14 protein-coding genes and 1 riboswitch are annotated in these 12430 nt (G+C 62.6%); of the genes, 1 reads left to right on the plus strand and 13 read right to left on the minus strand.

Annotated features, from left to right (window positions below):
- Nucleotides 1-9 precede the first annotated feature (9 nt).
- On the plus strand, nt 10-1077 hold the full coding sequence (locus U1A24_RS14580; RefSeq protein WP_322322701.1) for a LacI family DNA-binding transcriptional regulator: 1068 nt from the start codon (nt 10-12) through the stop codon (nt 1075-1077).
- Here the strand turns inward: U1A24_RS14580 and U1A24_RS14585 are convergent.
- The 13 genes from U1A24_RS14585 to U1A24_RS14645 form a co-directional block, all read right to left on the minus strand.
- Nucleotides 1074-1490, minus strand: coding sequence for a hypothetical protein (locus U1A24_RS14585; protein WP_322322702.1), 417 nt, complete (start codon nt 1488-1490; stop codon nt 1074-1076). The two genes, U1A24_RS14580 and U1A24_RS14585, sit on opposite strands and share 4 nt — an antisense overlap.
- The gene (locus U1A24_RS14590) at nt 1466-2020 is read right to left on the minus strand and encodes a hypothetical protein (protein ID WP_322322703.1); all 555 of its coding nucleotides are present in this window, start codon (nt 2018-2020) and stop codon (nt 1466-1468) included. The genes U1A24_RS14585 and U1A24_RS14590 overlap by 25 nt, the downstream gene beginning before the upstream one ends.
- A complete protein-coding gene (locus U1A24_RS14595) occupies nt 2017-2598 on the minus strand; it encodes a (d)CMP kinase (RefSeq protein ID WP_322322704.1) in 582 nt (193 codons plus the stop codon). The genes U1A24_RS14590 and U1A24_RS14595 overlap by 4 nt, the downstream gene beginning before the upstream one ends.
- Before the next feature lie 54 nt (nt 2599-2652).
- Nucleotides 2653-3312, minus strand: a complete 660-nt coding sequence (locus tag U1A24_RS14600) for a hypothetical protein (RefSeq protein WP_322322705.1) — start codon at nt 3310-3312, stop codon at nt 2653-2655.
- A 135-nt stretch (nt 3313-3447) separates the two neighbouring features.
- Nucleotides 3448-3912, minus strand: a complete 465-nt coding sequence (locus tag U1A24_RS14605) for a hypothetical protein (RefSeq protein WP_322322706.1) — start codon at nt 3910-3912, stop codon at nt 3448-3450.
- Nucleotides 3913-4066: 154 nt separating this feature from the next.
- Entirely contained in the window at nt 4067-5419 is a 1353-nt protein-coding gene (gene aroA, locus U1A24_RS14610) for a 3-phosphoshikimate 1-carboxyvinyltransferase (RefSeq protein WP_322322707.1), read from the minus strand.
- Nucleotides 5420-5670: 251 nt separating this feature from the next.
- Nucleotides 5671-6357 carry a tRNA (guanine(46)-N(7))-methyltransferase TrmB gene (trmB, locus tag U1A24_RS14615; protein WP_322322775.1) on the minus strand — a complete coding sequence of 229 codons (687 nt, stop codon included), beginning with the start codon at nt 6355-6357 and terminating at the stop codon, nt 5671-5673.
- A 71-nt stretch (nt 6358-6428) separates the two neighbouring features.
- Complete coding sequence (locus U1A24_RS14620) at nt 6429-6878, minus strand: DMT family transporter (RefSeq protein ID WP_322322708.1); 450 nt, start codon at nt 6876-6878, stop codon at nt 6429-6431.
- A 94-nt stretch (nt 6879-6972) separates the two neighbouring features.
- Nucleotides 6973-8139 (minus strand): methionine adenosyltransferase, encoded by a 1167-nt coding sequence (metK, locus tag U1A24_RS14625; RefSeq protein ID WP_322322709.1) that lies wholly within the window; start codon nt 8137-8139, stop codon nt 6973-6975.
- A 7-nt stretch (nt 8140-8146) separates the two neighbouring features.
- A riboswitch (SAM-SAH riboswitch) is annotated at nt 8147-8194 on the minus strand.
- A gap of 35 nt (nt 8195-8229) precedes the next feature.
- Nucleotides 8230-9702 (minus strand): apolipoprotein N-acyltransferase, encoded by a 1473-nt coding sequence (gene lnt, locus U1A24_RS14630; RefSeq protein WP_416173495.1) that lies wholly within the window; start codon nt 9700-9702, stop codon nt 8230-8232.
- Between the two features lie 4 nt (nt 9703-9706).
- Complete coding sequence (locus tag U1A24_RS14635) at nt 9707-10618, minus strand: hemolysin family protein (protein ID WP_322322711.1); 912 nt, start codon at nt 10616-10618, stop codon at nt 9707-9709.
- 38 nt (nt 10619-10656) lie between these two features.
- Nucleotides 10657-11157 carry an rRNA maturation RNase YbeY gene (gene ybeY / locus U1A24_RS14640; RefSeq protein WP_322322712.1) on the minus strand — a complete coding sequence of 167 codons (501 nt, stop codon included), beginning with the start codon at nt 11155-11157 and terminating at the stop codon, nt 10657-10659.
- A gap of 189 nt (nt 11158-11346) precedes the next feature.
- Nucleotides 11347-12366 (minus strand): PhoH family protein, encoded by a 1020-nt coding sequence (locus tag U1A24_RS14645; RefSeq protein WP_322322713.1) that lies wholly within the window; start codon nt 12364-12366, stop codon nt 11347-11349.
- Nucleotides 12367-12430 lie beyond the last annotated feature (64 nt).

A 12430-nucleotide genomic window follows, 5' to 3' on the forward strand; every position in this document is an offset into this window, starting at 1 on the left:
CTTTGCACCTTGAGCGCGACCCCTATAGGCTGTGGTCAAGCAACCAAAGGCTCTGCCCCCTTGTCGAACTCCCCCGCCACCATCGAAGATGTCGCCCGCATTGCCGAGGTGTCGATCGCCACGGTATCGCGCGCGATCCACCTGCCGGAAAAGGTTGCGGTCTCGACCCGGCTGAAGGTCAATCAGGCGATCGCGCTGACCGGATATACCCCCAACGCTATGGCACGCAGCCTGCGCTTGGGCAAATCCAACATGATCCTCGTGGTCGCCCCAGACATTGGCGACCCGAACTTTTCCAGCATTCTGGTGGGGTTGGAGAATGAAGCCCGCGCGCATGGCTACGGCGTGCTGATCGGCCATACCCAGAATGATGCGCAGCGCGGCATGGAGTATCTGAAATTCTTCAGCTCGAACCAAGCCGCCGGGATGATCCTGTTCACCGGCATTCTGCCGTTCGGCCACCAGTCGATGACCGCCCGCCTGCCCCCCACCGTGGGCGTGTTTGAACCGGTGTTCAACGGCGGTATCCCCTACGTTGGCGTCGATGATCTGGAAGGCGCGCGCAAGGCGGTGGATCTGCTGATCTCGGAAGGCCACCGCAAGATCGCCTTCATCGGCGATGCGCGCAACCGGCTGGCCTATGTCCGCCGCCGGATGGGCTGCGAGGCAGGGCTGGACGCCGCAGGGATTCCCGCCACCTCTCGCATGGTGATCGACGGCGATGGCACGATTGAAAGCGGCCGCCTCGCGGTCGATCAGCTGTTCCTGCGCGACACCCTGCCCACCGCCTTCATGTGCGTAAACGACCAGACCGCGATTGGCGTGATGCTGGGGCTCACCGCGCGTGGCTACGATGTGCCGCGCGATTTCTCGGTGACGGGGTTCGACGACGTGCCGCAGGCCAGCTTTATGCAGCCGTCGCTGACCACGATTCGCCAGCCACGCGGGCTGATCGGCAAGCACGCGATGACCCTGCTGCTGCAACTTTTGTCCGATACCCAACCGGATGAGACCGAGATTCTACTGCGCCCCGATCTGGTGGTGCGCAATTCCGTCGGCCCGCCGCCGCGGCGTTAGTGCAGGCCCAACCGCGCCGCATCAAACCCGGCCTCGGCAAAGATCGCCAGCAATCGGGCATCAAAACTGTCGGCGGCAATATCCAGACAGTGCTGGCCAAAATACCAATGTAGCGCCTTTGCATAGTCCGGCGGATCGGCCAAAGCCTGCGCCAAAGCCGCACTGAACTCCCCCGGCTGCCGCACGGTTTCGACCAACGCGTGGAAATCCGACCGCCCGAACAGCACCGCAGGCTTGCCGTGCAAAAACCCCTCCATCGCGGTGGCGGAGTTGATCGACACCGTCGCCACACACGCTGCCAGAATGTCATGCACATTCGCATCAGTGGTGATCGGCGCAAACCCCTTCGCCTGCACCGCCGCGATGATCTCTGCCCCCAGTTCCGGCTTCAACGGATGCGGCTTGACCAGCACCGGACGACCCCCGGCGCCTGCGCAAACCGCCTCCAACATCGCTTCAAAACTGCAATAGGCCTGCCCGATCCGCTGCGGCGCAGGTCCTTGCAGGAACACCGCAATCGCGCCCTGCGGCAGATCACTGACCGCCTTCGCTGTTTGTAGCGCGAGCGTCGCGGCACCGCGAAGCGCTGCTGCAACGCGACAAGATAGGCCTGCGCCACCGCCTCATCGACCGCCGCCGGATCATAGCGCAAGCCGCCTATCCGGCTCGCCGCCTGTATGCCAACAGGATCGACGTGGAAGAACCCTTCAAAATAAGCCGTCGCGGCGTTCAGCACGCCCGGCCGCTGCCCACGCCCATTCTCGACGATATGCAGATCGCCATCTTCGCGCCATGCATCGGCGTCAAAGCCTTCCACCAGCGCAACACCGACACCCCGCGCCGCCAGACAGTCCCGAATCCGGCCATAAAGCAACGGCGGCCTCAAACCGCCCATCGCTGCAACCATCCGCGCCGGAACATGCAGCACGACGCGAGCTGTCACAGCCGCGCCTCTACAATCGCCACGGCTGCGGCAATCGCGGCCTCTATTGGCAGTTCCGAGGTATCAATCACCACCGCATCCAGCGCAGGCTTTAGCGGAGCAGCACTGCGCCCCATATCCCGCGCATCGCGCTCGATCACTTCCGCCAGCACGCGGGCTTCATCGCCGCCAACCTCCAGCCAACGCCGATGCGCCCGCACTTCGGCACTCGCCGTCACATACAGCTTCACCTCGGCCTCGGGACAAATCACCGTGCCAATGTCGCGACCATCCAGCACAGCACCGCCCTCAGCCCGCGCAAACCGCCGCTGAAAATCGACCAAAGCCGCCCGCACTTCGGGGATCACCGCCGCCACACTCGCCGCCTGCCCCGCCGCCAATGTCCGCAAATCATCGCGCGCCAGATCGGCCGCAGAAAGCCCGCGCGCCGCCGCCACCGGATCACCGCCCAGCGCACCCACCGCCCGATACAACAACCCAGTATCCAGATGCGCAAAACCAAACCGCGCAGCCAGCGCCCGCCCAATCGTGCCCTTGCCCGCCGCCGCAGGCCCATCAATGGCCACTGTAAAGCGCATGGTCATCCTCTGTGCTCAAATATCCTCGGGGTCTGAGGGGGCGAGCCCCCTCACTTAGCTGTCCAGCTTGCGCGGCGCTTCCGGCGGATAGGCATAGGCATTCGAGACAATCATGCCGCCCTGCTCCAGCACCTCCGACACCGCATCATCTTCCTCAAACTGGAACTCATAGGCGTCAAACGGGAAGGCCTTGGCATCGACCAAGCCCTCCAGCGAAATGATGATGATGCCCTCGGCCTCAAAATCTTCCACCAACTGCTGCAAGGCTTCGGCAGCGGTTTCGGCCTTGATCACCGCCAGTTGGTAGTGCCCGCCATACTCGCCCTCATCCTCATCAGCCCATTCCATATCAAACGCGTCGATGCAGACCGCATAACAGCCCGAGGCCACACCGTCCGACTCATCCGGTTCAAACGGATGCGGTTCCGAGACACAAATCTCGCCCGAGCCTTGGGCGGTTTCCGCCATGCCATCAATGTCGATCTCAAACGGCAGGATTTCATCGTCAAACGCCTCAACTGCACCGGCGTGCAATACGCGGTCCAGCCGCAAGCCATTGACGGAAATCGAGTTCGCCAAGGTCGCCAAGGCCTCCGACAAATCCTCAGCCGTCAACACAAAGAACCGCGCCTCGCCGCCATACTCGGCCCCATCGGGCATATTGACCGGGCCTTCCGAGTCAAACACCTCGACGGCTGCATAAAAAGTTCCCATCTGATGCCCTTCCTTTGGCGTAAGAACGGCCCGCTAAAGCGCGCCTTTCCGTCTCTATACCCCGACGCAAAGCCAAGCGCCACCAGACCCCGCGCCCGGAGTCTGGCGTAGGCTGCGCGATTCACGCACCGCCCGCTAGCGCACGAGCCGCCGTTTCCGCCACAGACTTGCCAGCGCCAAAGCTGCCGCCAGCCCCAGACAGCCAAATTTCAACCCGGTCACAATCCTCAACGTGTCCGTCGCAGCGCCGCCAGGGATGCCCGTTTCCAGCACGCTGGTGACAAGCCGGTTTTCCGCCAGATCAAAGCAAAGATACAGCAGCGCGGGCACAGCCCAAAGCCAACCCCGCCGCCAGACCGCCGCGATCAAGCTCGCCGCAAGGCAGATCATCAAGACAGAGTCAGCCCTGTGCAGCGGGCCAAGGTAGATCGCCTTGGCAGTGGGGGTCAGCCCCGCAAGATAGGCCTGCGCTTGCTCAAAACTGTAAAGATGCAGATCAAACGGTGGCAGAGCGCCGACATAGACTTGCCCTGCAAAGTATCGCCAAACGCCATAGGCGAGCGCGGTTCCCACCGGCAAAGCCCAATACAGATATTTCATCCCGCCCCCCCTGCCGCTGTCGCGACAACGCGATCATGCCCTGTCGGTTCGGTCAAGCTTGCAGCGTCAAAGGTTAAGAAAGCCTTAAATTGATCGACCTAAGTATTTGATTTTAAGGTATATAAAATGGTCCCGAGTTGGGACCAGCCAAATCCTACTGCCCGCCGTGGCTCAAAGTCGCGCCCAAGCCGGTCATCAGCCCCTCAAAAATCGGGAACGAGGTCACGATGGGCGAGGCATCATCCACCGAAACCGGCTTCTTCGCGGCCATCCCCAGCACCAGAAAAGACATCGCAATCCGGTGATCAATATGGGTGGCACAGGTGACCCCACCGGGCACCCCGCCTGCCCCCATGCCGTGAACGATCAAGGTATCCTCATCCTCCTCGATCTTCACTCCGCAAGCCTCCAACCCCCGCGCCATCGCGTCGATGCGGTCGGATTCCTTGACCCGCAGTTCCTTCACCCCGCGCATGATCGTCTTGCCCGTCGAACAGGCCGCGACCACCGACAGGATCGGATATTCATCAATCATCGACGGCGCGCGCTCCGGTGGCACCTCGATACCCTTCATATTATCGCTGAACCGCACCCTCAGGTCAGCGACAGGCTCGCCCCCCTCGGTGCGCGGGTTCTGAAACTCAATCACCGCGCCCATTTCCACCAACGTCAGGTAGAGGCCGTTGCGGGTCAGGTTCTGGCTGACGCCGGGCACGAAGATATCCGAGCCTTCGACGATCAGTGCGGCACAGACCGGGAAAGCTGCTGAAGACGGATCGCGCGGCACTGCCACAGTTTGCGGTCGCAGTTCCGGCTGGCCGGTCAGGGTGATGACATTGCCCTCGCTGGTCTTCTCGACGGTCAGTTGCGCGCCAAACCCCAGCAGCATCCGCTCGGAATGATCCCGCGTCGGCTCGCGTTCAATCACCACGGTCTGCCCCGGCGCGTTCAGACCCGCCAGCAGCACCGCCGATTTCACCTGCGCCGAAGCGACGGGGAGGGCATAGCGCACCGGAACCGGATTGGCCGCCCCCACCACCGTCATCGGCAAGCGGCCACCCTTGCGGCCATAAGCCTGAGTGCCGAACAGCGACAGCGGATCGGTCACCCGCCCCATCGGCCGTTTGCGCAGGCTGGCATCGCCGGTAAAGGTCGCGGTCATCGGCGTCGTCGCCATCGTGCCCATGATCAAGCGCACCCCGGTGCCCGAGTTGCCGCAGTCAATCACATCGGCAGGCTCCTGAAAGCCACCGACACCGACACCATTCACCGACCAAGCGCCCGGACCGTGCTGGATCACCGTCGCCCCAAACGCCCGCATCGCTTTCGCGGTATCCAGCACATCCTGGCCTTCCAGCAGCCCGGTGATCTTGGTTTCCCCCACCGCCATCGCGCCGAAAATCAACGCGCGATGGCTGATCGACTTGTCGCCCGGCACCGAAGCGGTGCCTTTCAGCGGCCCGGATTTCGAGGCGGTCATCGGTTGGGCGGTGGCATGGGCGGACATCGGCACTCTCCTGCGCGGAATTTGCAAGTCTGATAGCGCAAGCAACGCGCGGGGTCCACGGTTGACCTTATAGGGCTGCGCGCTTGGCCCCCATCGAGGGGGCCGCGCACGCTGCTGCCGCAGGATGGATTTGAAACAGCTGCAAGGGTTTTGACCGAGAAGCCTCCGGCGGGAGTATTTCGAAAAGAGCAACGGCTTCAGGGTTTGCTCTTTCTGAAATACTCCCGCGCGGAGCGCATCCGACCGTCGTGTCAGGCGTTGCGCTGGAAAGTGAGGTAATACGGTGGGCGGCCTTCACGCAGGGCTTTTTGCTCGTAGCGGGTGGAGAGCCAGTCAGACCACGGCTGATCACCTTGATCGCGCAGGGTGAAGCCTGCTTGTGGGACTTCTTCCAGGGTTTGGCGGACATAGTCGGGGATATCAGTGGCGACGCGGAACTCGGCACCCGGTTGCAGGGTGCGGGCGAGGGCTGCGAGATAGCCTTGGGTGACAAAGCGGCGGCGGTGGTGACGGGCTTTTGGCCAAGGGTCGGGGTAATTCAGGAAGGCTTTCGCAATCGACGCGGCGGGCAGCACATCGAACAGGTCGCGCACATCGCCGGGGTGGATCGCGAGGTTATTCACCTCAGCCGCGCGGATTTTGCCCAACAGCATGGCGATACCATTCACGAAAGGCTCGCAGCCGATGAGGCCAATCTCGGGATAGGTTGCGGCCATGTGGACCAGATGCTCACCCCCGCCGAAGCCGATTTCCAGCCAGAGCGGTTTGCCCGCAAAGCGCGTGAGGTCAATCGGGCTGCGGTCGGGGTTATCTTCCCGCGTCACACCCGGCAGGCTGAGGCGTTCGAGATCTTCCTCAAGATAGGTCTTCTGGCTGGCGCGCAGGGTTTTGCCATGCACACGGCCATAGAAATTGCGCCGCTCTACGGGATCATACATCGGATGCGCCTTGTGGTTGTTGCGGGCCTCTAGCCTTGCTTTGTGCGCCGCGTCAACCCGTGGCGTCGGCATCAGCCGCGCTGGATCAGCGCAAGCCCGGCAACCATCGCCACGATTCCGGCTGCACGCGTGGCGGTGACGGTGTGCACCGCCGCGCCAAACAGGCCGAACTGGTCGATCAAGGTGGCGGCGATCATTTGGCCGAGCAGCACGCAGAACACCGCATTGCCGACACCAAAGCGCGGCGCAACCCATGTCACTGTCAGCACATAGAAGGCGACGAAAAGCCCGGCTGCAAACAGATGTTTCGGTTGAGCGGGCAGGGCTGCAAGGGCGGATACCTGACCCGAAAACGCCAGCACGAGGATGCAGGCCAGCAGCGCCACTGCGAACAGCACCACCGATGCCGCCACAGGGGCCGCGATCCGCGCGCCCAACTGGGCATTGAGTGCCGCCAGCACCGGAATACCGATGCCAGCCAGCAGCATGATCAGAGCATAGCGCAACGTGTCGGTGGACATTCGCGGAACCTCAGAGCGCCGCGCCTGCAGATGATCGCGGCTTTTGCAGCGGTGGCTCGGTGAACGACGTATCGTTCACCGATGGGACGATCGCTTAAACTGCGGCTTTCAGCGCCTCAACCAGATCGGTTTTCTCCCACGAGAAACCGCCATCCGCCTCGGGTGCACGACCGAAATGGCCATAGGCCGAGGTGCGGGCGTAGATCGGGCGGGTCAGTTGCAGATGCTCGCGGATGCCGCGCGGGGTCAGATCCATGCAGGCCGCGACAGCCTTTTCGATCTGCACAGCCTCGACCTGGCCGGTGCCGTGGGTGTCGACATAGATCGACAACGGCTTGGCCACGCCAATCGCATAGGACACTTGCAGCGTGCAGCGATCTGCCAGACCTGCAGCCACCACGTTCTTCGCCAGATAGCGTGCCGCATAGGCCGCCGAACGGTCGACCTTGGTCGGATCCTTGCCCGAGAACGCGCCGCCGCCATGCGGGGCCGCCCCGCCGTAGGTATCAACGATGATCTTGCGACCGGTTAGGCCAGCGTCGCCATCCGGCCCGCCGATCACGAATGTTCCGGTCGGGTTGACCCACCATTCGGTTTTCTCGGTGATCCAGCCCGAGGGCAGCACTTCGCGGATATAGGGTTCGACAATCGCGCGAATGTCCGCCGAGCTTTGGCTTTCCAGCGCATGCTGAGTCGACAGCACGATCGAGGTCACTTCCACCGGCTTGCCATCTTCATAGCGCAGCGACAGTTGCGATTTGGCATCCGGGCGCAGCGTCGGCTCTTGGCCGGATTTGCGCACTTCGGCCAGACGGCGCAGGATGGCGTGGGAATACTGAATCGGGGCCGGCATCAGCTCTGCCGTCTCGCGGCAGGCATAACCGAACATGATGCCCTGATCGCCCGCACCGTCCTTATCGACGCCCTGCGCGATATGGGCGGATTGCTTGTGCAGATAGTTCTGCACTTTCAGGGTGTTCCAGTGGAATTCATCCTGCTCGTAGCCGATGTCTTTGACACAAGCCCGCACGATGTCTTCAACGCGTTCCATCATGCCCTTCAGGGCTTTCTTGTCAGACAGCCCCACTTCGCCGCCAACCACAACCCGGCCCGTGGTGGCAAAGGTCTCACAAGCCACCCGCGCATTGGCTTCTTCGGTCAGGAACGCATCGAGGATAGCATCTGACACGCGGTCGCAGAGTTTGTCAGGATGGCCCTCGGACACGGATTCCGAGGTGAAAATGTAGTTCTTGCGGCTCATGGGGAAGTGCTCCGTTGGGTTATCCACGCACGCCAGGAAGCCGTTGTGCGGGTTTTATCGGCCTGCCTTAGACCCAATCCAGCGCAAAGGTCAAGGCATGCGGCGTTCGCGGGGCCGCAACAGGCCTGCGGCGAGTCCGCACAGCAACACCAGAAGCGGGATCTCGCCGAAGCGGGCAAAGGGGGTGATCGGCAGGGCGGCCGGCAGGGTGGCATCAAGAAAGCTGGCGATTTCGAACGGCAGGCTGGCGGTGATGCGGCCGCGCGCGTCATACACCGCCGTGACACCGGTGTTGGCAACGCGGACCAGCGGCAGGCCTTGCTCGATCGCGCGCAGGCGGGCTTGGGCGGCGTGCTGGAACGGACCAGTCCAGCGGCCAAACCACGCATCATTGGTGATTTGCAGCAGCCAATCCGGGCGCTCGGTGCCGCGCAGATCTTGCGGGAACACCGCCTCATAGCAGATCAACGGCAGCGCACGACCCAGTTTCGGGCCAAAATCCAGCAATTGCGGACCCGGCCCCGCCATATAGCCATTGCCCATCTGCGAGGCGAAGGCCGAGATGTTGGCCCATTGGAACAGCGCATCGCCGAAGGGGATATATTCGCCAAACGGCACAAGATGGTGCTTGTCGTAAGTTGGCCCCGTCGTGCCGTCTGGGGCAATCACCGCCAGCGAATTCCACGCCTTGTCGCCCTCCACCCGCTGCATTCCGATGGCTACAGGGGCACCGTTGGCAGCACTTGCGATCATGCCGCCGATTTCAGGGTGCAGATCCAGCAGATAGGGCAGCGCGGTTTCCGGCCAGATCACCAGATCGGGGGTAGGTTTCACCGCCGTCAGGCTGAGCAAGCGGTCAAAGAACTGCCGGGCCAGCGCCGGATCCCATTTCGCCTGCTGTTCGGCATTGGGCTGCACAAGGCGCAACGTCAGCGGGCGGTCGGCGGGCATCGGCTGTGCCAGCAGCCACAGGCCATAGCCCCAAACGGCGGCGAGACAGGCTACAGCCAGTGCAACCGGCAGCGGGCGGCGCAGCGCAAGGCCTGCTGCCAGCAAAGCCGTCAGCAAAGACAACCCGCTTGGGCCGATGAACGCCGCCAGTTGCGCCACCGGCGTGTCGATCCAGATATGGCCGATCAGCGCCCACGGGAAGCCGGTCAGCACATAGCCGCGCAGAAGATCAGTGGCGGCCAAGGCGACAGCAAAGCCAAGGGCAGCGTTGCGGCTATAGCGGCTAAGCCAACCCGCCAGCGCCCAGAACAGCGCCATGCCAAACGCCATGAACACCAATGCAAAGGGTGCCATCCAGCCATCACGCGCGGCATCGACCATGAAGGGTTGCACGATCCAGTTCAGAGCGGCGGCGAAATAGCCTGCACCCGCGAACCACGCCAACCAGATCGGCGCAGTACTGCGCCCGATCTGCCAGCACAGCACCGCCAAGGCGGGGAGGCTTATATACCACGCGCCCAGCGGAGCCTGCCCGCAGGCCACAACCACGCCCAACAGTGCCGCCCCTCCGACGGGGCGCAAGCCGGGCCAGCCCGCCCGCAGCCTCAGCATCATCTTAGCCTTCGACCTCGGGCACCGCAGGCTCGGGCACCACCGGCGCTATCGCCCCCGGCAGCCGCACCCGCAGGCGTTTGATCCGGCGCGGATCGGCGTCGAGCACCTCAAACTCCGCCCCGGATTCGTGTGGCACGATCTCACCCCGCACCGGCACCCGGCCTGTACGCAGGAACACCAGCCCACCCAGCGTGTCGATATCTTCGTCATCCTCGCCATTGCGCAGGGTCATGCCGATGGCAGCCTCGAAATCATCCAGCGACACCGTCGATTGCGCGACGAATACACCCGGAGATTCTTCCTTCCACAGCGCGCCTTCAACCTCGTCGTGTTCGTCCTCGATCTCGCCGATGACGGTTTCGATCAGGTCTTCGATGGTCACTAAGCCATCGACGCCACCATATTCGTCAATCACCAAAGCCATATGCACCCGGTCGCGCTGCATCTTCTGCAACAAAGTCGCGGCGGGCATCGAGGGTGGTGCGAACAGCACCGGGCGCAGCAGTTTCTTCAGCGAAAACCGCCCCGAGGCACCAAAACCATGCTGCAGCGCCAGATCCTTTAGCAGCACCAGCCCCTGCGGATGGTCCAAGGTGCCTTTGTAAACCGGTAGCCGCGAAAAGCCATGCTGACGAAACGCCTCAACCAGATCATCCTTGCCGATGTCCAAGGGCACGGCGGCAATCTCAACCTTTGGTATCGCCACATCATCGACCCGCAGCCTGCGCAAGTTGCTCAACCCCAACAACCCACCCTTCGCGGGCGTCAGCGCCGCCGCTTCTTCGTCGCCCTCGCTGCTGTCAGAGGAGTTGAAGGCGGACAACAGCCGCCCGAAGAATCCGCGTGGCGAGGCCTCGGCCTCATCGGCATCCGCGCGCTGCGCTGCGGGTAACCCGTCGTTGCTACTGCCCATTGGTCCTTGTTCCAAAACGCCCCGAAAGGCCGATGCTGTTAGTATGGGTCAGAAAGCCCCAGACGCGCAAGTATGCGCACCTCGGTCGCCTCCATCAGATCGCCATCAGCGGCGCGGATGTGATCATAACCGAGCAGATGCAACAGCCCATGCACGATCAGATGCGTGACATGATCGGCCATAGGCTTGCCCGCCTCGGCAGCCTCACGCGCGCAAGTGTCATAAGAAATCGCGATATCACCAAGGGATACGGGATCATCCACCGCACCCGGCTCTGGTAGATCGGGCACTTCCCCCGCATCCGCGCCGCGTTCTTCGGACGGCCAGCTCAGCACATTGGTCGGCTTGGCCTTGCCCCGAAAATCGCCGTTCAGCTCCAGAATCCGCGCATCATCGCAGCCCATCAGGCAGAAGGTAAACCCGGCCTCGGCCAGCCCCAGCTCTGCAAACGCCGCCCCCACAGCGGGTTCGGCGATGGCGTCCAGCCCAAAGGCTTCCCAGCGCGCATCCTCAAGGACAATATCAACCAAGGGTTCCATGCCGCCCCATAGCGCACCAAAGCCTGTCTCTCAAGCTTTCATATTGGCCTAAATACTCTGGGGGGCAAGGGTTTGGCTTGCCAAAGCCTTGGGGGGCTAGCCCCCCCGCACGCGCGCAAGCGCTTAAGAAGACTTGCGCGGCACGCGCTCCGTCAGATCGCGTGCCGCAGCCTGTTCAACCCAGACCTTTCAGCCCTGCGCTTCGTCGCGCTCGTAAGCCTCGATCACGCGGGCAACCAGCGGGTGCCGCACCACATCCTTCGAGGTGAAATAGTTGAAGGTCACACCCTTCACCCCTTTCAGAATCCGCTCGGCATCCTGCAGCCCCGAGGCGGTGCCGCGTGGCAGGTCGACCTGCGTGCGGTCGCCGGTGATCACCATGCGCGAACCCTCCCCAAGACGGGTCAGGAACATCTTCATCTGCATCGTGGTGGCGTTCTGCGCCTCATCCAGCACCACGAAGGCGTTGGACAGAGTGCGCCCACGCATGAAGGCCAGCGGAGCAATCTCGATCCGCTTGTCTTCGGTCAGCTTTTGTATCTGCTTGGCGGGCAGGAAATCGTTCAGCGCATCGTACAAAGGCTGCATGTAGGGGTCGATTTTTTCCTTCATATCGCCGGGCAGAAAGCCCAGACGCTCGCCGGCCTCAACCGCCGGACGCGACAGGATGATTTTCTCGACTGCGCCCGAGATCAGCATGGTCACGCCAACCGCCACGGCAAGATAGGTTTTCCCGGTGCCAGCCGGACCAATACCGAACCCCATCTCATTGGCGAACAGGTTTTTCACATATTCCTTCTGCGCCTCGGTGCGGGGTTCAATCGGCTTTTTACGGGTGCGCAGTTCAATACCGCCGCCGCCAGTAAACATCTCGATCTGTTCCGAGCCTTCCAGCTTGGTATCCGGCATTGGCCGCCCCATCCGCATCGCGCCGTCGATATCGCCTGCCTCTACGCCACGGCCCGCTTCAAGCCGCGCATACAAAGACCGCAACACGGCAGCCGCCTGTTCGCGCGCCGCCTTGTCACCAATGACGGAAAGGCGATTGCCCCGCCGCAGCACATGCACCCCCATCTGATGCTCGATCTGGGCCAGATTGCGGTCAAACTCGCCGCAGAGGCTGATCAAAAGCCGGTTATCGGGAAATTCGAGGACAGTCTCGACAATATCCTCGGAACGGGTCGGGGGCGTTAGCGCGCTGATGCCCAAAGGGATCTCCTTGCGGTTCAGGTGACGTCTATATGTAGTGTAGGCCCGCCAAATACTCTGGCAA

It is taken from the genome of Cypionkella sp. (assembly GCF_034376685.1).
Classification (GTDB): Bacteria; Pseudomonadota; Alphaproteobacteria; order Rhodobacterales; family Rhodobacteraceae; genus Cypionkella.